The 21,465-nt window shown below is 69.8% G+C and carries 26 protein-coding genes; 19 read left to right on the forward strand and 7 right to left on the reverse strand.

Annotated features, from left to right (window positions below):
- Positions 1-66 precede the first annotated feature (66 nt).
- The 3 genes from ACFWP7_RS34640 (at position 67) to ACFWP7_RS34650 (ending at position 2,535) form a co-directional block, all read left to right on the forward strand.
- Positions 67-423, forward strand: a complete 357-nt coding sequence (locus ACFWP7_RS34640) for a hypothetical protein (protein WP_384389905.1) — start codon at positions 67-69, stop codon at positions 421-423.
- 214 nt (positions 424-637) lie between these two features.
- Positions 638-1,744: an amidohydrolase family protein gene (locus tag ACFWP7_RS34645; protein WP_365428112.1), complete on the forward strand. Its 1,107-nt coding sequence runs from the start codon at positions 638-640 to the stop codon at positions 1,742-1,744.
- A gap of 20 nt (positions 1,745-1,764) precedes the next feature.
- Positions 1,765-2,535, forward strand: a complete 771-nt coding sequence (locus ACFWP7_RS34650; RefSeq protein WP_384389908.1) for a nucleotidyltransferase domain-containing protein — start codon at positions 1,765-1,767, stop codon at positions 2,533-2,535.
- On the opposite strand, the gene ACFWP7_RS34655 is transcribed toward ACFWP7_RS34650, so the two are convergent.
- From ACFWP7_RS34655 to ACFWP7_RS34670, 4 genes are all read right to left on the reverse strand, one after another.
- On the reverse strand, positions 2,522-3,529 hold the full coding sequence (locus ACFWP7_RS34655; RefSeq protein WP_384389911.1) for a heme A synthase: 1,008 nt from the start codon (positions 3,527-3,529) through the stop codon (positions 2,522-2,524). The genes ACFWP7_RS34650 and ACFWP7_RS34655 overlap by 14 nt on opposite strands.
- A 42-nt stretch (positions 3,530-3,571) precedes the next feature.
- Positions 3,572-4,288, reverse strand: coding sequence for an ABC transporter permease (locus ACFWP7_RS34660; protein ID WP_384390024.1), 717 nt, complete (start codon positions 4,286-4,288; stop codon positions 3,572-3,574).
- Positions 4,289-4,460: 172 nt separating this feature from the next.
- Complete coding sequence (locus tag ACFWP7_RS34665) at positions 4,461-5,384, reverse strand: ABC transporter ATP-binding protein (protein ID WP_384389914.1); 924 nt, start codon at positions 5,382-5,384, stop codon at positions 4,461-4,463.
- A gap of 11 nt (positions 5,385-5,395) precedes the next feature.
- Complete coding sequence (locus ACFWP7_RS34670) at positions 5,396-6,232, reverse strand: aminoglycoside N(3)-acetyltransferase (RefSeq protein WP_384389916.1); 837 nt, start codon at positions 6,230-6,232, stop codon at positions 5,396-5,398.
- 160 nt (positions 6,233-6,392) lie between these two features.
- Between ACFWP7_RS34670 and ACFWP7_RS34675 the strand changes: the two genes are divergently transcribed.
- From ACFWP7_RS34675 to ACFWP7_RS34710, 8 genes are read left to right on the forward strand one after another with little or no spacing between them, the layout of a single operon-like run.
- Entirely contained in the window at positions 6,393-7,124 is a 732-nt protein-coding gene (locus tag ACFWP7_RS34675) for a helix-turn-helix transcriptional regulator (protein ID WP_384389919.1), read from the forward strand.
- Complete coding sequence (sufB, locus tag ACFWP7_RS34680; RefSeq protein ID WP_384389922.1) at positions 7,121-8,545, forward strand: Fe-S cluster assembly protein SufB; 1,425 nt, start codon at positions 7,121-7,123, stop codon at positions 8,543-8,545. Before ACFWP7_RS34675 ends, sufB begins: the two co-directional genes overlap by 4 nt.
- A gap of 58 nt (positions 8,546-8,603) precedes the next feature.
- Positions 8,604-9,785 carry a Fe-S cluster assembly protein SufD gene (gene sufD / locus ACFWP7_RS34685; RefSeq protein WP_384389925.1) on the forward strand — a complete coding sequence of 394 codons (1,182 nt, stop codon included), beginning with the start codon at positions 8,604-8,606 and terminating at the stop codon, positions 9,783-9,785.
- Positions 9,785-10,126 carry a bifunctional 3-phenylpropionate/cinnamic acid dioxygenase ferredoxin subunit gene (locus tag ACFWP7_RS34690; RefSeq protein WP_384389928.1) on the forward strand — a complete coding sequence of 114 codons (342 nt, stop codon included), beginning with the start codon at positions 9,785-9,787 and terminating at the stop codon, positions 10,124-10,126. Before sufD ends, ACFWP7_RS34690 begins: the two co-directional genes overlap by 1 nt.
- Before the next feature lie 7 nt (positions 10,127-10,133).
- On the forward strand, positions 10,134-10,919 hold the full coding sequence (gene sufC / locus ACFWP7_RS34695; protein ID WP_384389931.1) for a Fe-S cluster assembly ATPase SufC: 786 nt from the start codon (positions 10,134-10,136) through the stop codon (positions 10,917-10,919).
- Positions 10,916-12,184: a cysteine desulfurase gene (locus ACFWP7_RS34700; RefSeq protein WP_384389934.1), complete on the forward strand. Its 1,269-nt coding sequence runs from the start codon at positions 10,916-10,918 to the stop codon at positions 12,182-12,184. The genes sufC and ACFWP7_RS34700 overlap by 4 nt, the downstream gene beginning before the upstream one ends.
- A 15-nt stretch (positions 12,185-12,199) precedes the next feature.
- Entirely contained in the window at positions 12,200-12,667 is a 468-nt protein-coding gene (gene sufU / locus ACFWP7_RS34705) for a Fe-S cluster assembly sulfur transfer protein SufU (RefSeq protein WP_384389936.1), read from the forward strand.
- Positions 12,664-12,996 (forward strand): metal-sulfur cluster assembly factor, encoded by a 333-nt coding sequence (locus tag ACFWP7_RS34710; RefSeq protein ID WP_055610947.1) that lies wholly within the window; start codon positions 12,664-12,666, stop codon positions 12,994-12,996. Before sufU ends, ACFWP7_RS34710 begins: the two co-directional genes overlap by 4 nt.
- A gap of 135 nt (positions 12,997-13,131) precedes the next feature.
- Here the strand turns inward: ACFWP7_RS34710 and ACFWP7_RS34715 are convergent, their stop codons facing one another.
- Positions 13,132-14,088 (reverse strand): AbfB domain-containing protein, encoded by a 957-nt coding sequence (locus tag ACFWP7_RS34715; RefSeq protein ID WP_384389939.1) that lies wholly within the window; start codon positions 14,086-14,088, stop codon positions 13,132-13,134.
- Positions 14,089-14,396: 308 nt separating this feature from the next.
- On the opposite strand from ACFWP7_RS34715, the gene ACFWP7_RS34720 reads away from it, so the two are divergent.
- The 4 genes from ACFWP7_RS34720 (at position 14,397) to dapD (ending at position 17,437) form a co-directional block, all read left to right on the forward strand.
- Positions 14,397-15,383 carry a sulfotransferase family protein gene (locus ACFWP7_RS34720; protein ID WP_384389942.1) on the forward strand — a complete coding sequence of 329 codons (987 nt, stop codon included), beginning with the start codon at positions 14,397-14,399 and terminating at the stop codon, positions 15,381-15,383.
- A 103-nt stretch (positions 15,384-15,486) separates the two neighbouring features.
- Positions 15,487-15,807, forward strand: coding sequence for a DMT family transporter (locus ACFWP7_RS34725; RefSeq protein ID WP_384389945.1), 321 nt, complete (start codon positions 15,487-15,489; stop codon positions 15,805-15,807).
- Positions 15,807-16,343, forward strand: a complete 537-nt coding sequence (locus tag ACFWP7_RS34730; protein WP_384389947.1) for a TetR/AcrR family transcriptional regulator — start codon at positions 15,807-15,809, stop codon at positions 16,341-16,343. The genes ACFWP7_RS34725 and ACFWP7_RS34730 overlap by 1 nt, the downstream gene beginning before the upstream one ends.
- 104 nt (positions 16,344-16,447) lie before the next feature.
- Positions 16,448-17,437 carry a 2,3,4,5-tetrahydropyridine-2,6-dicarboxylate N-succinyltransferase gene (gene dapD, locus ACFWP7_RS34735; protein ID WP_384389950.1) on the forward strand — a complete coding sequence of 330 codons (990 nt, stop codon included), beginning with the start codon at positions 16,448-16,450 and terminating at the stop codon, positions 17,435-17,437.
- Positions 17,438-17,496: 59 nt separating this feature from the next.
- Here the strand turns inward: dapD and ACFWP7_RS34740 are convergent, their stop codons facing one another.
- Both ACFWP7_RS34740 and dapA read right to left on the reverse strand, forming a co-directional pair.
- On the reverse strand, positions 17,497-18,000 hold the full coding sequence (locus ACFWP7_RS34740) for a hypothetical protein (RefSeq protein WP_384389952.1): 504 nt from the start codon (positions 17,998-18,000) through the stop codon (positions 17,497-17,499).
- Positions 18,001-18,049: 49 nt separating this feature from the next.
- Positions 18,050-18,955 (reverse strand): 4-hydroxy-tetrahydrodipicolinate synthase, encoded by a 906-nt coding sequence (gene dapA, locus ACFWP7_RS34745; protein WP_384389954.1) that lies wholly within the window; start codon positions 18,953-18,955, stop codon positions 18,050-18,052.
- 172 nt (positions 18,956-19,127) lie between these two features.
- On the opposite strand from dapA, the gene ACFWP7_RS34750 reads away from it, so the two are divergent.
- The 4 genes from ACFWP7_RS34750 to ACFWP7_RS34765 all read left to right on the forward strand — a co-directional run bounded on the left by ACFWP7_RS34750 (position 19,128) and on the right by ACFWP7_RS34765 (position 21,465).
- Positions 19,128-19,262, forward strand: a complete 135-nt coding sequence (locus tag ACFWP7_RS34750) for a hypothetical protein (protein WP_384389957.1) — start codon at positions 19,128-19,130, stop codon at positions 19,260-19,262.
- Positions 19,259-19,966, forward strand: coding sequence for a hypothetical protein (locus ACFWP7_RS34755; RefSeq protein ID WP_384389960.1), 708 nt, complete (start codon positions 19,259-19,261; stop codon positions 19,964-19,966). Before ACFWP7_RS34750 ends, ACFWP7_RS34755 begins: the two co-directional genes overlap by 4 nt.
- A 132-nt stretch (positions 19,967-20,098) precedes the next feature.
- Positions 20,099-20,722: an ArsR/SmtB family transcription factor gene (locus ACFWP7_RS34760; RefSeq protein ID WP_384389962.1), complete on the forward strand. Its 624-nt coding sequence runs from the start codon at positions 20,099-20,101 to the stop codon at positions 20,720-20,722.
- A 5-nt stretch (positions 20,723-20,727) separates the two neighbouring features.
- Positions 20,728-21,465: an SRPBCC domain-containing protein gene (locus tag ACFWP7_RS34765; protein WP_384389965.1), complete on the forward strand. Its 738-nt coding sequence runs from the start codon at positions 20,728-20,730 to the stop codon at positions 21,463-21,465.

Consider the following 21,465-nt stretch of genomic DNA (forward strand, 5'->3'; position numbering starts at 1 on the left):
GTGCGTGGTCAAGGCCACGCACCCCGCCCGTCGCCGTTTGATCTACCCGTCGGTAGCATCCTGGCCATGGCAGACACCCAGCAGGTTGACGAGAGCACCGGCGCCGCCCAGGACGCCAAGGCCGAGCGCAAGGCGGCCAGGTTCGCCAAGCAGATCTCCGCCTTCGCCAAGCAGCACGGCGGGGCCGAGGGCCATGTGGAGTACATCGGGCAGCGCGGCGCCCGGATCGTGCTGGTCGGTGCGGACGGCGGCTGGGGCGACGTCGTGGCCCCCACGTACGCGATCGCCGAGCTGGCCGTGAAGCAGGCCGGGATCACTGTTCATGAGGAGTTCGACGGCGAGTTCGCGGCCAAGGTGAAGACGGGACCGTACGAGTGGAAGCGGATGGCGGGGATCCAGCTGGGAGCTCCGAGCAACGGTTGAACCAGGCCTCAGGCACGGCGCGGGGCTGTATGGATGTGTGGCTCCGCCGCGGGGGCACGGCCGGCCACGGGCGGCCCGCGGTTTCCACATCACAGGCACTCCCCAACGGCAGAAACAGCGGAGCGTCTTCGCACGGGGTGTGTGCAAGCAACACCTGACGCCCGGTTGACCCGTTAGGACCTGAGGAAGCACGGTCCAGTCACGGGGAGTCCGGATGATCGAAACGCCGTCCCTGGTGGACCAGTACTGCCATGGCGTACTGAGAACGGAGCTGGGCCTCGGCACCTTCGAGGCCCACCTCGCCAGGACCGAAGGGCCGCCCGCCCCGGGAACCACCTTCTTCGACACCCAGACCGGGTTCGCGGTACGCCGCTGGTGTCCGCCCCTGCTGGGTCTGGAGCCGCACTGTCCGCCGGCCCGGTATCTCGCCCGGCGCCGCGAACTCGGCGTCCTGGAGTCGGGGCGCAGGCTGCTGCGCGGGAGCGGCATCACGACGTATCTCGTGGACACCGGGCTGCCGGGCGACCTGACCGGGCCGGGCGAGATGGCCTCCACCGGCGCGGCCGACGCACACGAGATCGTCCGCCTCGAACTGCTGGCCGAACAGGTCGCGGACACCTCAGGCACCGTCGAGTCCTTTCTCGCCAATCTCGCCGAGTCCGTCCACGGCGCCGCCGCGAACGCCGTGGCCTTCACCTCCGTGGCGGGCGTACGGCACGGTCTGGCACTCGCGCCCGAGCCGCCCGGGCCGGGAGAGGTACGGGGTGCGGCGGGGCGCTGGCTCGCGCGGCGCCCGGTGGGTGGGACGCTCAGCGACCCGGTGCTGCTCAGGCACCTGCTGTGGATCGCGGTCGCGTCAGGGCTGCCGCTCCAGCTCCATGCCGGACTCGGCGAACCGGGCCTGCGCATCGACCGCACCGACCCCGTCCTGCTCACCGACTTCGCCCGCGCCACGGCCGGACTCGGCACCGACCTGGTCCTCCTGCACGGCTACCCCTATCACCGGCACGCGGCGCACCTCGCCGGGGTCTTCCCGCATGTGTACGCCGATCTGGGCGCCGCGCTGGTGCGTACCGGGGCGCGGGCCGCGGCCGTGTTCTCGGAGATCCTGGAACTGGCGCCCTTCGGCAAGCTCCTCTTCTCCAGCGGCGCGCACGGGCTGCCCGAACTCCATGTGGTCGGGGCACGGTTGTTCCGTGAGGCCCTCGCCCGGGTGCTCGGCACCTGGGTCGCCGAGGGCGCCTGGTCGCTGGCGGACGCGCAACGGGTGGCGGGCCTCATCGCGGCGGGCAACGCACGCCGGGTGTACGGGGTGGAGTGAGCGCACCAGACTCTGACCTCATGACTGACGCCGACGACGCCACGGCCCGCCTGCTGGACCGCTTCCTCACCGAGCTGCGCGCCCTCGCCCCCGTCGCCGTATGGGCGCACGGCTCGCTCGCCGGGGGCGACTACCAGGAGGGGCGCAGTGATCTCGACCTGATCGCCGTCCTGGAGGACCCCGTTTCGCCGGGCACCGTGTGGGAGGTGGTCCGGCTGCACCGGCGGCTGCGTGCCGAGGAGCCGCTCGCCGTGAAGCTGCACTGCAGCTACCTGATCCTCGACAACCTGGCCGACGCCGAGCGGTCGTACGTCACCTGGGCACAGAACCGGCTGATGAAACGGCCGGTCACCCCGGTCACCCGCCGTGAACTGCATGCCTTCGGGCTCGTCCTGCACGGCAAGCCGCCCGAGGACCTGCTGCCGACAGTCCAGGACCGGGAGCTCAACGCCTTCGTCGTACGGGACCAGAAGGAGTTCTGGCGGCCCGCGGTGGACAAGGCACGGCTCTGGACGCAGGACGTGTGGGTCGATCTCGGGTCGGTCACCTTCGCCAGGGCGACCGTCACCCTGCGGGAGGGCCGGCTGATCTCCAAGAGGGAAGCCCTGGACCTATTGCCGGAACTCGGCGCGCCCCTCGACGTGGTCGAGGACATCAGGCGACGGCGATACGGGGATCCGGCGCCGCACACTGACGAGTGGCCGGCCCGGCGGGCGGAGCTCACCAGGGGTTACCTGGGCCCCGCGATCGACGGATTGGTCGCCGCGTACGAGGGGTTCACGCGCGCGTGAGGGTCGATTCCGTGGCGGGACCCGGCACTTCCGCCAGGTTCTCGGGCCGTTCACGCAGCGACAGCAGGACCCGCAGGACGCCGATCCACACCAGGCAGGAGCCGAACATGTGGAGGCCGACCAGGGCTTCGGGGAGGTCGGTGAAGTACTGGACGTAACCGATGACGCCCTGTCCGAGGAGGATGAGGAACAGGTCGCGGGTGCGGTCGAGGGGGCCCTTGGGAGCGTCGACCGCCTTGAGGACGAACCACAGGGCGAAGGTCAGCGTCACGACGATCCACGCCAGGACCGAGTGCACCTTGGTGACGTTCTCCCAGTCCAGCGGGATGCGTTCGACCTCACTGGAGTCGCCGGCGTGCGGGCCCGCGCCGGTGACGACCGTGCCGAGGGCGATCAGCAGGACGGTCGCGGCGACCAGCACCCACACCATCTGCTGCACCGGCCTGCCCACCAGGGGGCGCGGTGCGCCGTCGCCCTCGTGGGTGCGGTGCCACATCAGGGTGGCGACGGCGATGAGTGCGGTGGAGAGGAGGAAGTGGGCCGCGACCGTATACGGGTTGAGGCCGACCAGTACGACGATGCCGCCGAGCACCGCGTTGCTCATGACGACCCAGAACTGCGTCCAGCCCAGCCGGGTCAGGCCCCGTCGGTGCGGCTTCTGCGAGCGCCCCGCGATGATCGCCCAGCCGACCGCCGCACACAGCACGTACGTCAGCATGCGGTTGGTGAACTCGATGACGCCGTGGACGCCCATCGCGCTCGTCGTGGTGAGCGAGTCGTCGGTGCACTTGGGCCAGGTCGGGCAGCCAAGGCCGGAGCCGGTCAGCCGTACGGCACCGCCGGTGACCACGATCACCACCGACATGACGAGCGCGGCGAGAGCCGCACGCCGCACCGTCCGGGCGGTCGGGGTCCAGCGTTCGGCGATGAAGGCGAGCGGGTTGCGCGCCGCACGAAGGGCGTCGGCTCGGGTCACGTTGGGCACGCGCACCATCGTAGGGGGCCGCTTGTGCACGCCTTCACGAGGGCCCCATACCTACTCCCAGCGGAAGAATTTCCCCGCGGCCGCCAGCCCCACGACCGCCCACACCGCCAGGATCCCGAGGTCCCCCCACGGCATCCCCGCGCCGTGCTGCAGCACGTCCCGCAGCCCGTCCGACAGCGCCGAGATCGGCAGCAGGCCGAGGACGTCCTGGGCGGCCGAGGGGAACTTGGCGAGCGGGACGATCACGCCGCCGCCGAGCAGGAGGAGCAGGAAGACCAGGTTCGCGGCGGCCAGGGTGGCCTCCGCCTTCAGGGTGCCGGCCATCAGCAGGCCGAGGCCGGAGAAGGCAGCGGTGCCGAGGGTCAGGAGGAGCAGGACGGCGAGAGGGTTGCCGTGGGGTGACCAGCCGAGCGCGAGGGCGATCACCGTCACCAGGATCACCTGGAGGATCTCGGTGACCAGGACCGAGGCCGTCTTGGCCGTCATCAGGCCCCAGCGGGGAAGCGGGGAGGCGGCGAGCCGCTTCAGGACGCCGTAGCGGCGCTCGAAGCCCGTCGCGATCGCCTGGCCCGTGAACGCCGTCGACATCACGGCGAGCGCGAGGATGCCGGGGGTCAGGAAGTCGACGGCCTCGCCGGAACCTGTGTCGACGATGTCCACCGCGCTGAACAGCACCAGCAGGAGCGTGGGGATGACGACCGTGAGGAGGAGCTGCTCGCCGTTGCGGAGCAGCATCTTCGTCTCCAGGACGGCCTGCGCGGCGATCATCCGGGGGAGCGGGGCGGCCCCGGGCCTCGGGGTGTACGTACCGGCGGTGGCGGTGGTCACAAACGTAGCTCCTTGCCGGTCGGTTCCAGGCTGTGTCTTCCCGGCGGACGCTGTGCCCGATTGTCGCCGCGCGACAGGCCGGGCCCCCGGCCGTGATGCAGCTGACCCTGAATCATGAGCGCAGCTCCTTGCCGGTGAGCTCCAGAAAAACGTCTTCGAGTGTGTGGCGTTCGACGGAGATCCTCTCCGGCATCACGCCGTGCTGGGCGCACCAGGACGTGACCGTCGCGAGCAGTTGCGGGTCGATCCTGCCGCCGAGCCGGTAGGCGCCGGGGGTCAGTTCCGCCGCTGTGCTGTCCACCGGGAGGGCCTTCAGCAGGGACGCCACGTCGAGACCTGGACGGCCGCTGAAGCGCAGGGTGTTCTCCGCGCCGCCGCGGCACAGTTGTTCGGGGGAGCCCTGAGCGATGACCTTGCCCGCGTCGATGATCGCGACGTCGTCGGCGAGCTGCTCGGCCTCGTCCATGTGGTGCGTGGTGAGGATGACCGAGACGCCGTCGGAGCGCAGATCGCGGACGAGGTCCCAGGTGGCGTGGCGGGCCTGCGGGTCGAGCCCCGCCGTCGGCTCGTCAAGGAAGACCAGCTCGGGGCGGCCGACCACGGCCATCGCCAGCGCGAGGCGCTGTTGCTGGCCGCCCGACAGTCGCCGGTAGGTCGTACGGCCGCAGCTGTCGAGGCCGAGCCGTTCGATGAGCGCGTCCACGTCCAGCGGGTGTGCGTGGAGTTTCGCCACGTGGCGGAGCATCTCGTCCGCCCGGGCGCCCGAGTAGACGCCGCCGGACTGGAGCATGACGCCGATCCGCGGGCGCAGTTGCCCGGCCTGGCGGACCGGGTCGAGGCCCAGGACGCGCACCGTGCCGGAGTCCGGTCTGCGGTAACCCTCGCAGGTCTCGATCGTGGTGGTCTTACCCGCGCCGTTCGGGCCGAGGACGGCGGTGATACCCGGCTTGGCGACCAGGTCGAGGCCGTCCACCGCGGTCTTCCTGCCGTACCTCTTCACCAAGGCCTGGACCTGGACCACGGGCTCGCTTCGCATGAGGAGCAAGTCTAGGGACGAGTCCGGGGTTCCCGGGCGCGGGGGGCCGCATCCGCGTACGGCTCCCGTGGCCGGTGCAGCGCGAGCCACCGTTCCGCGTACGCCACCGCGTCGGCCACCGGGAACAGCCGGGTGTCGGCCGCGCCCACCCGGCCCCGTACGACGGGACGGTCGCGTTCGAAGTCGGAGCCCAGCTCGTCGAAGCGCTCCGAGGTGATCGACACCTCCGTCACCTCCTCCCAGCCGCCCGCGGCGGGCCGTCCCACCTGGACCAGCGGCGACGGAATCCGGTATTCGGCCAGGTGGAAGGCGGTGCACGCGTCGTACCCCGCGCCCAGCAGCAGCACCCGTGCGTCCAGCGTCTCCAGCCGGGCCAGCGGGCTGCGCTCGCCCAGGCGGCAGTCCGTCGCGTGGCCCTCGGTGATCTCCGCCGCGCGCGGGCCGATCGCCGCGAACGAGGTCTGCGGGTGCGCGCTGCGCCGGGCGCCGGGCCAGGTCCGTACGGTCTCCGGGATCACGCCGACCCCGCGGGTGGGGGTGATCAGGGGGTCGTACGAGGGCATCTGCGCCCGGATGGTCGGCCACCACTCCTCCGGTACCGGCGGACTGCTCCACAGAGCGGGGTCGGAGAGGCCGCCGGACTGGGTGGGGACCACCAGGGTCCCGTCGGGACCGAGTGCGTCGAGGAGTCCCTGGACGACCGCCACGGCGCCGCCGCAGACCCAGCCGAGGGAGCTGAGCGAGGAGTGCGCCAGGAGGGTCTCGCCGGGGCGGACGCCCAGCGGGAGCAGCTGTGCGGAAACTGTGTCTCGGGTGACGAGTGGCCCGGTGGGAGGGGGTGTCGGCATGGTTCGGCAGTGTTCCCGAGAGCCCGGTAGGTGGCCACCGAATTGATCGATCAAAGATCGTTTCCGCAGGTCAGATTAGGTATACCTAAGTGATGCACGGCACCGTCCGTGCCTCGGGTGCGGCTTGCCAGGCTCTAAGGAATTACGCAACAATAGCGTTGTGAAATACGTTGGCGAGGCTCCGCAGGAGGAACTCGCGACCGGTGAGCGGTCCACCCGCAACCGGGTCGCGCGCTCCATCCTGGACCACGGCCCCTCCACCGTGACCGATCTGGCCGGACGGCTGGGACTGACCTCGGCCGCCGTACGCCGTCATCTCGACGCCCTTGTCGCCGACGATGTCGTGGAAGCACGTGAGCAGCGGGTCTACGGAGCGCGTACACGCGGCCGTCCCGCCAAGGTGTTCGCCCTGACCGACTGCGGCCGGGACGCCTTCGACCAGTCCTACGACAAGCTCGCCGCCGAAGCCCTGCGCTGGATCGCCGAGCGCGAGGGCGGGGACGACGCGGTCGTCGCGTTCGCCCGCGCCAGGATCGCCGCACAGGCGGACGCGTACCGCGCCGCCATAGAGTCCGCCGCCCCCGACAAGCGCACCGAAGCACTCGCCAAGGCCCTGAGCGTGGACGGGTACGCTGCTACGGCGCGTAGCGCACCGGTCGGGGAGCAGCTCTGCCAGCACCACTGCCCGGTCGCCCATGTCGCCGAGCAGTTCCCGCAGCTGTGCGAGGCGGAGACCGAGATCTTCTCGCAGTTGCTCGGCACCCATGTGCAGCGGCTGGCGACCATCGCCCACGGCGACGGCGTATGCACGACGTTCATCCCCAAGATTTCCAAGACTGTTTCCGAACTGCCTGACGCATCTGCAAGCACCGCCGGGAGGAACCCCGCATGACGCTCCCCATCGAGGAGACTGCCCACCCCGAGCTCGAGGGTCTGGGTACGTACGAATACGGCTGGGCCGACTCCGACGTGGCCGGTTCCTCCGCCAAGCGAGGGATCAACGACGACGTCGTCCGCGACATCTCCCAGAAGAAGTCCGAGCCGGAGTGGATGACCAAGCTCCGGCTCAAGGGCCTGCGGCTGTTCGAGAAGAAGCCCATGCCGAACTGGGGCTCGGACCTGTCGGGCATCGACTTCGACAACATCAAGTACTTCGTGCGCTCCACGGAGAAGCAGGCGGCGTCCTGGGAGGACCTGCCCGAGGACATCAAGAACACGTACGACAAGCTCGGCATCCCGGAGGCGGAGAAGCAGCGCCTGGTCGCCGGCGTCGCCGCGCAGTACGAGTCCGAGGTCGTCTACCACCAGATCAACGAGGAGCTCGAGGCGCAGGGTGTCATCTTCATGGACACCGACACCGCGCTGAAGGAGCACCCGGAGCTCTTCAAGGAGTACTTCGGCACCGTCATCCCGGTGGGCGACAACAAGTTCGCGTCGCTGAACTCCGCGGTGTGGTCCGGCGGTTCGTTCATCTACGTCCCCAAGGGCGTGCACGTCGAGATCCCGCTCCAGGCCTACTTCCGTATCAACACGGAGAACATGGGCCAGTTCGAGCGGACGCTGATCATCGTCGACGAGGACGCCTACGTCCACTACGTCGAGGGTTGTACGGCGCCGATCTACTCCTCGGACTCCCTGCACTCCGCGGTCGTCGAGATCATCGTGAAGAAGGGCGGCCGCTGCCGCTACACGACCATCCAGAACTGGTCGAACAACGTCTACAACCTGGTCACCAAGCGCGCCGTGGCGTACGAGGGCGCGACCATGGAGTGGATCGACGGCAACATCGGTTCCAAGGTCACCATGAAGTACCCGGCCGTCTACCTGATGGGCGAGCACGCCAAGGGCGAGACCCTGTCCATCGCCTTCGCGGGCGAGGGCCAGCACCAGGACGCCGGCTCCAAGATGGTCCACATGGCGCCGAACACCTCCTCCAACATCGTGTCGAAGTCCGTGGCACGTGGTGGCGGCCGTACGTCCTACCGCGGGCTCGTCGAGATCGGTGAGGGCGCCCACGGCTCCAAGTCGAACGTGCTGTGCGACGCGCTGCTCGTCGACACGATCTCCCGCTCCGACACGTACCCGTACGTCGACGTCCGCGAGGACGACGTGTCCATGGGTCACGAGGCGACCGTCTCCAAGGTCAGCGACGACCAGCTCTTCTACCTGATGAGCCGGGGCATGACCGAGTTCGAGGCGATGGCGATGATCGTGCGCGGCTTCGTCGAGCCGATCGCCAGGGAACTGCCCATGGAGTACGCGCTTGAGCTCAACCGGCTGATCGAGCTCCAGATGGAAGGCTCGGTCGGCTAACCGCCAACCGCCGCCCCCGTCAAGCCACTTACGCAAGAAAGCGAGCAGACCGACAGCCATGGCTGAGGCTCAGAGTATTCCGGTGGGGTCCACCACCGCCGGCCAGATCGCGGTGGCCGCCGAGTCGACCGTCGCCACGCGCATGAGCGCGCCCCCGTCCTTCGACGTGGCGGACTTCCCCGTCCCCCACGGCCGCGAGGAGGAATGGCGGTTCACGCCGCTGGGGCGGCTGCGCGGGCTGCACGACGGCACCGCGGTCGCCACCGGCGACGGCCTGAAGGTCGACATCGAGGCGCCCGCGGGCGTCACGGTGGAGACCGTCGGCCGTGACGACGCCAGGCTCGGCAAGGCCGGCACCCCGGTGGACCGCGTCGCCGCCCAGGCGTACTCGGCGTTCGAGAAGGCCAGTGTCATCACCGTCCCCAAGGAGACGGTGCTCACCGAGCCGATCCGCATCGCCGTGCACGGTGAGGGCGGGGTCGTCTACGGCCACCAGGTCGTCGAGCTGGGAGCCTTCGCCGAGGCTGTCGTCGTCATCGACCACACCGGCGACGCGGTCCTCGCCGCGAACGTCGACTACGTCCTGGGCGACGGCGCCAAGCTCACCGTCGTCTCCGTCCAGGACTGGGACGACAAGGCCGTGCACGTGGGCCAGCACAACGCGCTGATCGGCCGGGACGCCACCTTCAAGTCCTTCGTGGTCACCTTCGGCGGCGACCTCGTACGCCTCCACCCGCGCGTGACCTACGCCGGCCCCGGCGGCGAGGCCGAGCTCTTCGGCCTGTACTTCACCGACGCGGGCCAGCACCAGGAGCACCGCCTCCTGGTCGACCACAACACCCCGCACTGCAAGTCGAACGTCGCCTACAAGGGCGCGCTCCAGGGCGAGGGTGCCCACGCGGTGTGGATCGGCGACGTCCTCATCGAGGCCGCGGCCGAGGGCACGGACACGTACGAGATGAACCGGAACCTGGTTCTGACCGACGGCGCCCGTGTCGACTCCGTGCCGAACCTGGAGATCGAGACCGGCGAGATCGTCGGCGCCGGGCACGCGAGTGCCACCGGCCGCTTCGACGACGAGCAGCTCTTCTACCTGATGGCCCGCGGCATCCCGGCCGACGACGCCCGCCGTCTGGTGGTCCGCGGCTTTTTCGCCGAGCTGGTCCAGCAGATCGGTGTCGACGACATCGAAGAGCGCCTACTCGTGAAGATCGACGAGGAGCTGGAGGCGTCGGTCTGATGGCTGCCCCTTCGACGTTCCTGCGCGCCTGCGGGCTGAGTGAGCTGGAGGAGGACACCCCCAAACGGGTGGAACTCGACGGCACGCCGGTCTCGGTCGTGAAGACCGAGGGGGAGGTGTTCGCGATCAACGACATCTGCTCGCACGCGAACGTCTCGCTCTCCGAGGGCGAGGTGGAGGACTGTCAGATCGAGTGCTGGCTGCACGGCTCCAGCTTCGACCTCCGCACCGGCAAGCCGTCCGGCCTTCCCGCGACGCGCCCCGTCCCCGTATACCCCGTACAGATCGAAGGGGGCAGCGTCTTCGTTGACGTACACGCCTCCCTCAACCAGGAGTCCTGAGGAACCCATGGCAACGCTTGAAATCCACGACCTGCACGTCACCGTCGAGGCCGACAACGCCACGAAGGAGATCCTCAAGGGCGTCGACCTGACCGTGAAGCAGGGCGAGACCCACGCCATCATGGGCCCGAACGGCTCCGGCAAGTCGACCCTCGCCTACTCGCTCGCGGGCCACCCCAAGTACACGATCACCAGCGGCACCGTCACCCTCGACGGCGAGGATGTCCTGGAGATGTCCGTCGACGAGCGCGCCCGCGCGGGCCTGTTCCTGGCGATGCAGTACCCGGTCGAGATCCCCGGCGTCTCCGTCTCCAACTTCCTGCGCACCTCGGCCACGGCCGTGCGCGGCGAGGCCCCCAAGCTGCGTACCTGGGTGAAGGAGGTCCGGGAGGCCATGGAGCGCCTCAACATGGACCCGGCCTTCGCCGAGCGCAATGTGAACGAGGGCTTCTCCGGCGGTGAGAAGAAGCGCCACGAGATCCTTCAGCTGGAGCTCCTCAAGCCGAAGATCGCGATCCTGGACGAGACCGACTCCGGCCTGGACGTCGACGCCCTGCGTGTCGTCTCCGAGGGCGTCAACCGGGTCCGTGAGAGCGGCGAGGTGGGCACCCTGCTCATCACCCACTACACGCGCATCCTGCGCTACATCAAGCCCGACTTCGTCCACGTCTTCTCCGCCGGCCGGATCGTCGAGTCCGGCGGCGCCGAACTCGCCGACAAGCTGGAGAACGAGGGCTACGAGGCTTACGCGATCCACGACACGGCCGACGCGAAGGGTGGCGTATCCGCGTGACCCCTTCCCGCAATGGGCTCCCCGGCCTCCTCGACACCGAGGCGATCCGCAAGGACTTCCCCATCCTGGACCGCCAGGTCCACGACGGTAAGAAGCTCGTGTACCTGGACAACGCGGCGACCTCGCAGAAGCCGCGCCAGGTGCTGGACGCCCTGAGCGAGTACTACGAGCGCTCCAACGCCAACGTCCACCGCGGTGTGCATGTGCTCGCCGAGGAGGCCACGGCGCTGTACGAGGGTGCGCGCGACAAGGTCGCCACGTTCATCAACGCGCCGAGCCGCAACGAGGTCATCTTCACCAAGAACGCCTCCGAGTCGCTCAACCTCGTGGCCAACATGCTCGGCTGGGCCGACGAGCCCTACCGGGTGGACCACGAGACCGAGATCGTCATCACGGAGATGGAGCACCACTCCAACATCGTGCCGTGGCAGCTGCTCTCGCAGCGCACGGGCGCGAAGCTGAAGTGGTTCGGCCTCACCGACGACGGCCGCCTCGACCTCTCGAACATCAACGAGATCATCACCGAGAAGACGAAGATCGTCTCCTTCGTGCTTGTCTCGAACATCCTGGGCACCGTGAACCCGGTCGAGGCGATCGTGCGCCGAGCCCAGGAGGTCGGGGCCCTGGTCCTGATCGACGCCTCGCAGGCCGCACCGCACATGCCGCTGGACGTGCAGGCCCTCCAGGCCGACTTCGTGGCCTTCACCGGCCACAAGATGTGCGGCCCGACGGGCATCGGCGTCCTCTGGGGCCGCCAGGAACTCCTTGAGGACCTGCCGCCCTTCCTGGGCGGCGGCGAGATGATCGAGACCGTGTCGATGCACTCGTCGACCTACGCCCCGGCACCGCACAAGTTCGAGGCGGGCACCCCGCCGATCGCCCAGGCGGTCGGTCTCGGCGCGGCCATCGACTACCTCTCCGCGATCGGCATGGACAAGGTCCTCGCCCATGAGCACGCGCTCACCGAGTACGCGGTGAAGCGGCTTCTGGAGGTCTCCGACCTGCGGATCATCGGCCCCACCACGGCCGAGGACCGCGGCGCGGCGATCTCGTTCACGCTCGGTGACATCCACCCGCACGATGTGGGGCAGGTTCTCGACGAGCAGGGCATCGCGGTCCGGGTGGGACATCACTGCGCACGCCCTGTCTGCCTGCGGTACGGAATTCCTGCGACCACACGAGCGTCGTTCTATCTGTACTCCACGCCGACCGAGGTCGACGCACTGATCGACGGCCTGGAGCACGTACGGAACTTCTTCGGCTGAGGAGCTGGCTGAGTCGTGAAGCTTGATTCGATGTACCAGGAAGTCATCCTGGACCACTACAAGCACCCGCACGGGCGGGGCTTGCGGGATGGCGATGCCGAGGTGCACCACGTCAACCCGACGTGCGGCGACGAGATCACGCTGCGCGTGAAGTACGAGGGCGAGCGGATCGCGGACATCTCGTACGAGGGCCAGGGCTGCTCGATCAGCCAGGCCTCGGCGTCCGTGCTGAACGAGCTGCTCGTCGGCAAGGATCTGTCCGATGCGCAGAAGGTCCAGGAGACCTTCCTGGAGCTGATGCAGTCCAAGGGCCGGATCGAGCCGGACGACGCGATGGAGGAGGTGCTGGAGGACGCGGTCGCGTTCGCCGGTGTCTCCAAGTACCCGGCACGGGTGAAGTGCGCGCTGCTCAGCTGGATGGCGTGGAAGGACGCGACGGCCCAGGCACTGGGCTCGGACGCCGCTGAAAGGAAGACGGCATGAGCGAGACCATCGAGATGAAGCCCGCCTCGGAGGAGGAGGTCCGCGAGGCTCTGTACGACGTCGTAGACCCCGAGTTGGGCATCGATGTCGTCAACCTCGGCCTCATCTACGGCATCCACATCGACGACGCGAACATCGCGACGATCGACATGACCCTGACGTCCGCGGCCTGCCCGCTCACCGACGTCATCGAGGACCAGGCCAAGTCCGCCACGGACGGCCTTGTCAACGAACTGCGCATCAACTGGGTCTGGATGCCGCCGTGGGGCCCGGACAAGATCACGGACGACGGGCGCGATCAGCTTCGGGCGCTCGGGTTCAACGTCTGAGTTGTGCGTGTACGAATTCTGAGTCCCGCTGTCCCGCTTGTAGCTGTGGCCCCCGGCAGTGCGCCGGGGGCCACAGCTGTCTCCGAGGCTCAGGCCCGCTCGTCGGTCCTCAGGTTGGGTTTCGGGTTCCGGGGCTCAGCCCAAGCCCTTCACCAGGCGGAACGCCCAGCCGTCGCGGTCCCGGTGGTCGTCGCGCCGGTGGCCGTCGTCGTACCGCTCCAGGCGGAGCTGGAAGTCGCGGTCGTGCAGGTAGTGGCCCGGGTGGTTGACCGACTCCAGCATGACCGCGCCTGAGGACGATGTTGGCCGGGGGCAGAAGGTGGCGTCCTGCTTGAAGAGGGCGGAGCCGTCGTTGGGCTCGGCGCGCAGGACGAAGTCGCGGTGGCGGAGGTAGCTGCCGTCGGCGGTGACGAAGGAGTAGCAGGAGGCGTCCGCGAGGCCGTCGACCTTCTCGAAGCTCGCGTCCCGCCTGGTTGCCACCGGGCTGCTCCCGCTCACCTGGTCGAGGCGGACGGTGCCGTCGTTCACGTGCCAGTAGCGGTCGGGGCGGTCGACGGACTGGACCGACGTTCGCGCGGCGGTGGTCGCGGAGGGCTCGCCGGTCGCGGTGGGCTTCGGCGGTGCGGGGACGGGTTCGGCGGATCCCTGTCCCGAGGGAATCGGCGAGGCGGCACCCTGCGGGGCGGAGGCGGAGGGCACGGGGGAGGACAGGGCGGTCTTGCCGGTCGGTTCCGCGGCGGCGACTCCGGGGATGAACGGGAGGCCCGTGTCGGCGGCGGGTCGGTTCGCCTCGTCCTGTGACGAGGTGTCAGAACCGTTGTCCAGTACGGCGATCGCGGTGGCGGTGGCGATGAGGACCGCTATGGCGAGGCCGCCGGCCAGCCACAGCCGCCGGGTGCCGGGCAGTCGTCCCTCCGGCACGGTCTCATCGGACTCCCATGGCATCGGGACCTCGGCGAAGGGGGGCATTTCCGCCGGGTAGGGAGCGCCGTGCGCTGTGGGGCGCCAGGCGGTGATCTCCGATGAGGGGACGGGTCTCTCCGCGGAGCTGGCGGGCTGGTCGCGCCCGGGCTCCGGCTTCATTTCTGGCATGCAAGTTCCTCCAGCGTCGCCCGTGGCGTACGCGGATTCGTCTTTTGGTCTGAGCCAAGAGCTTCTGGTGGGGGCACGAGGAAGGGGAGGCGCAGGCGCATGGACAGGCGATAGCCATGGACACCATGTGCGCGACTGGTGAAACAGTAGTGGACCAACTGACTCCCGAGTAGCCGTTTGCCCCAGTGGTCCAACGGAATTCGCGGCCCGGCCGCCAGGTACCGAAGGGCCTGCGTCGCCCCGGAGTTCACATGACATTCTCAGCGGGGTCCCAGTCCGGGCCCACGGCGGCGCGGCAGCCTGGGCTCGTGCCTGCTCCCGAAAGACCCGTCTTCGTCCTCGGCTCTCCCGGTTCGGGAACCACGCTGCTGCAACTGATGCTGCACGCCCATCCACGGATCGCGCTGCCGCCCGAGACGCGTTTCGTGCTGCCCGCCTACGAGAGGCGGCTGGCCTTCGGGGACCTGCGGAAGCAGAGCAACCGGGCCGGGCTCGCACAGTGGATCACCGGACGCGAGGAGACGCGGTTCCACCAACTCGGCCTGGACGCCGGGCGCGTGGCCGAGCGGATCACCGAAGGGCCGCCGACGCTCGGGTCCGCGCTGGGCATCACGTTCAGGGCGTACGCCGAGGAGCACGGAAAGGTGCGCTGGGGTGACAGGCGGCCCGCGTACGCCCTGCATGTGGGGGAGATGCTGCGGTTGTTCCCCGACGCGCAGTTCGTCCATCTCGTGCGGGACGGACGGGACTGTGCCGCCTCGCTCCTCGGCATGCCCTGGTGGCAGCGCGGCTTCCACGAGGCCGTCGCCACCTGGGCGCAGGTCTTGGACACCACGCGTACGCACGCGCGGAAACTGGGGCCCGGCAGCTGGCACGAGCTGCGCTTCGAGGACCTCGTGGCCGATCCGGAGAGCCAACTCCGGCGCGTGTGTGAGTACTTGGGGGAGGAGTACGCCCCCGAGATGCGCGAGCCCTGTCGGGTCGCCGAGCCGGCCGTGCCCGCCCGGACGACCTGGCATCGCCGTACGCGCGGTGCCCTGGACAGCTCGCGGGCGGAAAACTGGACCACCCGGCTGACACCGGCTCAGATCACCTTGTGCGACGAGGTGTTGGGCGACCGGCTGACCTCCTACGGCTACGGACTCGCCGGAGCCGTCCGCCCCGACCCCGCCGAACTGCTGCGCTACCGGCGGGTGGAGGTGCTGCGACGGGCCGCCCACGCCAAGCGGCGGATGCTGGACCGGCTGGCGCGGGTGCGTGAACAGGGGCTGGTGGCTTGTCAGTTGGTCGGTTGACGAGTACCTCGGAGTTCAGGGCCTGTCGGCAAAGGTATCGGGACCGCGGTGAGAACACGGACTTTGCGTACACTCGTACACATCGATGCGTACACTTGTACACATGGGATATGTGATGCTCGCCGGCGCCATCGCCGCGGAGGTGGCCGCCACCACCGCGATGAAGTACAGCGACGGCTTCAGCAGGCTGTGGCCGTCGCTGGTGACCCTCCTCGGATACGTCATCGCCTTCGCGCTGCTCGCGCAGACCCTGAAGACCGTCTCGGTCGGTACGGCCTATGCGATCTGGGCAGGCGTCGGGACCGCCGCCATCGCCGCGATCGGCATGGTGTTCCTCGGCGAGGGGCTCAACGCGGCGAAGCTCACCGGGATCGCGCTGATCATCGGCGGGGTCGTCCTGCTGAACCTCGGCGGGGCGCACTGATGGCCCGGCGCTACGACCCCGAGCGGCGCCAGCGGATCATCGACGCGGCGATCCGGGTCGTGGGGGACAAGGGCCTCGCCGGGCTGAGCCATCGCTCCGTCGCCGCCGAGGCAGATGTGCCGCTCGGCTCCACGACGTACCACTTCAAGACCCTCGACGAGCTGATGGTCGCCGCGCTGCGGCAGGCGAACGAGGGCTTCGCCAAGGTGGTCGCCGCGCGCGGCGGTCTGGAGGATCCGTGCACCGACCTGGCCGGGGAGCTCGCGGGCTGGATGGGCGAGTGGCTGGCCGGCGACCGTACCGGCGTGGAGCTGGAGTACGAGCTGTATCTCGCCGCACTCCGCCGTCCTGCCCTGCGCCCGGTCGCCGCCGAGTGGGCCGAGGACCTCGCGGAGCGGCTGACCCGCCGCACGGACCCGGTGACCGCGCGGGCGTTGGTCGCGGTGCTGGACGGGATCTGTCTGCAGGTGCTGCTGACGGGGGCGGCGTACGACGAGGGGTATGCGCGGGAGGTGCTGGCGCGGATGATTCCGTGAGCCCCGGCGCTCCGGTCATGCTCGGCTCACGGTGACCGCCCGGTAGCTGAGACGCCCCGCACGCTGGTTCGCATCCCCGGCCCCCGGCCGGTTAGGTTTCCCCTATGACCGACACGACTGCACCCCGTACCACCGGCGCCGTTGCCGCCGGGCTTGCCACCGTCGCCGCCGACGGCACTGTCCTGGACACCTGGTTCCCCGCCCCCGAGCTCGCTGTCGAGCCCGGCCCTTCCGGCACCGAGCGGCTGTCCGCCGAGCGTGCCGTGGAGCTGCTCGGCGAGGGCGCCGCGAAGGCCATCGGGCCCGACGCCCGCCGTGGTGTCGAGGTGGTCGCGGTCCGTACGGTCATCGCCTCGCTGAACGAGAAGCCGCTCGACGCGCACGACACCTACCTGCGCCTGCACCTGCTCTCGCACCGCCTCGTCCAGCCGCACGGCCAGAGCCTGGACGGCATCTTCGGCCACCTCGCCAACGTCGCCTGGACCTCGCTCGGCCCGGTCGCGGTGGACGACGTGGAGAAGGTGCGCCTGAACGCACGGGCGGAGGGCCTCCATCTGGCCGTGACGTCCGTCGACAAGTTCCCGCGCATGACGGACTACGTCGCGCCGAAGGGCGTCCGCATCGCCGACGCCGACCGCGTCCGGCTCGGCGCGCACCTCGCCGACGGCACCACCGTCATGCACGAGGGCTTCGTCAACTTCAACGCCGGCACGCTCGGCACCTCCATGGTCGAGGGCCGTATCTCGGCCGGCGTCGTGGTCGGTGACGGCTCCGACATCGGCGGCGGCGCCTCCACCATGGGCACCCTGTCCGGTGGCGGCAACGTCCGTATCACCATCGGCGAGCGCTGCCTGATCGGCGCGGAGGCGGGCGTCGGCATCGCGCTCGGCGACGAGTGCGTCGTCGAGGCCGGGCTGTACGTCACCGCAGGCACCCGCGTGACCATGCCCGACGGCCAGATCGTCAAGGCCCGCGAACTCTCCGGCGCTTCCCACATCCTCTTCCGCCGCAACTCGGTCAGCGGAACGGTCGAGGCACGCCCGAACAACGCGGTGTGGGGTGGCCTCAACGAGGTCCTCCACAGCCACAACTGACCTGGGCCCGAAGCCCTGGTCGAGCGCCCTCCTGCCTGCGCGGCCGGAGGGCACTTGCCTTATGCGCGCAGCGCCGTCGCGAACTCGGCCAGCGCCGCGAAGTCGCCCTCGCGCAGCCCGAGTCGGGGATTGACGTGGTGCAGCAGCGCGGGCCCGGCATGGTGGGCGCCGACGTACGTGTCGTCGGCCGGGCTCTGTTCGTCGTCCACCCAGACGAAGGGGCGGCCGTCCGCGTACGCCACGATCCGCTCGGTCTTCCAGTGCACCCCGTCGGGCCGCTCGGCGAACAGGGCACCGGTGAAGTCGACGTACGGGAGTTCGGGGAGGCCGATGACCGGGGCGATCCAGCGGTTGGCGGAGTCCATCCACGTGGTGGCCCAGCACAGTTCGTAGCCGAGGCCGAGGAGGACACGGCCGTGCTCGGGGTGCAGCCAGACGCGCAGAGGCCTGCCGGGAGTCAGGGCCACCCGGATCGTCGTATAGCCCTCGGGCCGCCGCTCCCGCTGGGCCGCGTACGGGTTGAGAGGGCCGTCGACGTCGAGGAAAAGCAGGGGTCGGCTCACGGGGCCACCGTAGGCGAGAAGGTGACGACGGACGCCGAAGCGCGGGAGTTCAGCCGGCGCTGACGAACTCCTCGTACGCCGCCAGCAGCCCGTCGACCGCCTCGCGCCCGGCGGGCCGCAGCGGCGGCCGGACCGGACCGGCTGGCAGCCCCAGCGTGCTCAGGACCGCCTTCGCCGTGACCGTGCCGGGCAGACCGGCCGACATCATCAACTCGATGAGCGGGACGGCTCGTTGCTGGAGTCGCGCCGCGTCGGCGGTGTCCCCCGCGTCGAACGCGTCCAGGATCGCGCGCAAGGGGCGGGGCGCCACGTTCGCGACCGTACTGATGTATCCGCTGCCGCCGATCGCACGCATCGCGAGAACGTACTCGTCGCAGCCCGTGTAGTACGCCAACTCCGTGCGGGACAGCACCTTCTGGGTGCCCAGGAGGTCGTAGGCGCAGTCCTTGACCGCCACGATCCTCGGGTGCCCGGCGAGGCGGATCATGGTGTCCGGCTCGATGCGGGTGCCGGTGCGGCCCGGGATGTCGTACAGCGCGATAGGCAGACCGGAGGCGTCCGCGATCTCCCGGAAGTGCGCCTCGACCGCGTCCTGCGGAGGCCTGCTGTAGTACGGCGTGACCACCAACAGGCCGTCCGCGCCCGCCTTTTCGGCCTCCAGGGCCAGCTCCACGGTGTGCCGGGTGTCGGCGGTACCGACGCCCGCCACGACGCAGGCCCGGTCCCCCACCGCCTCGCGGACCGCCCGTACCAGCGCGGACTTCTCCGCGTCCGTCGTGGTCGGCGACTCACCCGTGGTCCCGGACAGGACCAGGCCGTCGCAGCCCTCGGCGACCAGCCGGTCGGCGAGCAGTTGTGCCCCGTCGAGGTCCAGCGCACCTTCCTCGGTGAAGGGCGTGATCATGGCGCAGAGGGCGCGGCCGAAGGGCGCGGTGCCGTGGGCTGAGGTTGTCATGGGAGTAGTGTCGGCAACCCGATCGTGAAGCTCCACTTAATTCTTCTACGAGGTAGGGGCAAGGGATGCTACGTGGTTGGGGGGCGGCCCGCGCGAGGCCCTAGTGCCAACCCGGGCCCTCATGGGTCACCATGGCGAGGACGGAAATCGACGGCAGATCGCGGGAGGCGTCATGAGGCTCGGCAAGGCACTCGCCACCGGAGTCGCGGAAGAGAAGGTTCACGCGCAGGACGAGGAACTCCGACTCCCTGAGGAACTGCAGGAGTTGGAGGCGTCCGCGCCCGAAGAGGTTCCGGTCGCCCGATGAGGCTGCGGCTCCCCGAGGAACGACCGACGGAGCCGCCGACCGGATACAAGATCGCCCACCCGGTGCTGTCCCAGGACGGCACCCGGGCCGGGTTCACCGGCGTCTCCCTGGGTGGCGCACTGCCGTACGGAGTGCTGGACGAGGCGGGCTGCGTCTACGGGCGGCGCCACCGTGCGCCGCACCGCCGCTGCGACTGCGGCTTCCACTGCGTGCACGAACGCTCCACGGCCGAGGCGCTGTTGTGCACCGCCGAACATCGAGCGGCCGTCCTCCTCGAAGTGTCCGTCCTGGGCGCCTACATCCGCTTCGAACGCGGCTTCCGCTACGCCCGCCAGCGGGTACGGACCGCGACCGTCGGCCCCTGCGTATGCGGTGCGGTGGCCGGCGCGCTGGCCGACGCGGGCTGGGGGCGGCCCGGGTGGCGCGCCCTGTCCGCCGCGTGCGCGGGATGCGTGCGCGGTCGTACGTCGCTGTCGCTCGCCACCTTCGCGCGGCTGGCCGGGGACGGGCTGCGGGTCCGGGCCGCCGGTGGCGGCGGTGCGGTGGACGTGGTCGGCGGGCTTGGTGCGAGCTCCGGGCTCGGTGCGTCCGCAGGGCTCGGTGTGTCGGAGCTGGTTGCCGAGGCGGCCCTGTTGCAGGCCCGACTCGACTGGTTCCAGAGCCAGTTGGCCCGACTTGACGAGCGTGGGACGCAGTCCGGCTGATCGCCCGCCAGGGTGGGGACGGACAGCTGCCGTGTGCCCAATGTATCGAACTGGAGTTCGGTATATCGCCACGCGCTATCCGACAACTCAAACCGTCTGGACAAATAAAGTGTTCGGTGAGACGGTGGAGTCATGTTGGACGTGACCGTGATCGAGGACGCAGAGGCCGCCGCCGTCTCGCTCGACCCGATAAGGGCCAGGCTGCTGGCCGAGCTGGCCGCAGGCCCCGCTTCGGCCGCCATGCTGGCCGGCAAGGTCGGGCTGCCCCGGCAGAAGGTGAACTACCACCTCAAGACGCTGGAGCGGCACGGACTGGTCGAGCTGGCGGGCGAGCGCCGCAAGGGCAATGTCACCGAGCGGCTGATGCGCGCGACCGCCGCGTCGTATGTGATCTCACCGCTCGCGCTCGCCGCCGTGCAGCCCGACCCGGACCGGTTCCGCGACCAGCTGTCCGCCCGCTGGCTGCTCGCGCTCGGCGCCCGGCTCGTACGGGACGTCGGTTCGCTGATCACCGGCGCGGCGAAGGCGCGCAAGCGGCTCGCCACCTACGCGCTCGACGGCCAGGTGACCTTCGGTTCCGCGGCCGACCGAGCCGCGTTCATCGAGGAGCTGACGGCGGGAGTCAGCGGACTGATCCGCAAGTACGACGCCCCCGACGCCGCGGGGGGCCGGAGTCACCGGATCGTCGTCGCGCTCCACCCCACGGTCAAACCCGAGACCCGGACGGCCGAACTGCCCATCAGTACCGAGGAGTGACCACCATGTCCAAGGAATTCGAGAGCGCCCACGAGATCGAGATCGACGCCACGCCGGAGCAGGTGTGGGATGCGATCACCGAGGGCGTCGGAGGCTGGCTGTGGCCGATGGAGGCGCCCGAGCCGCGTGAGGGCGGCAGCGGCCCCTTCGGGTCCACGATCACGACCTGGGATCCGCCGCACCGCTACATCAACCGCGTCGAGGACGTCGACGGCATCTCCGAACAGACCCTCAACCAGCTCGACTACACCATCGAGCCGCGCGAGGGCGGCCGCCGGGCCTGGGTGCGGTATGTGCACAGCGGCATCTTCGTCGACGACTGGGACAACCAGTACGACGGCGCGAACAAGCACAACGCCTTCTACCTGCGCACCCTGCGCGAGTACGTGACGCACTTCGGCGGACGCCCGCTCACCTTCGCCATGTTCGACGGACCCGAGGCGTCCAAGGCGTCCGACGCCTTCACCGCCGTAGGACAGGCGCTCGGTCTCGTGGACGACACCGCCGAGGGCGCGCGGGTGCAGGCCCGTGGGCCCGAGGGGCAGCTCCTGGACGCCGTACTCGACTACCGCGACGCGTACTTCATCGGGCTGCGCACGGACCACGCCCTCATCCGCTTCTTCGGACGCAACCACTGGGGCGCGCCGGTGGGTATCAGCATCCACGACTTCGCGCCCGACGCCGACGGCAAGCGCAACGAAACCGCCTGGCAGGGCTGGCTGGACGGCGTCTTCGGTGCCTGA

This window comes from Streptomyces sp. NPDC058470 (genome assembly GCF_042721055.1).
Taxonomy (GTDB): Bacteria; Actinomycetota; Actinomycetes; order Streptomycetales; family Streptomycetaceae; genus Streptomyces.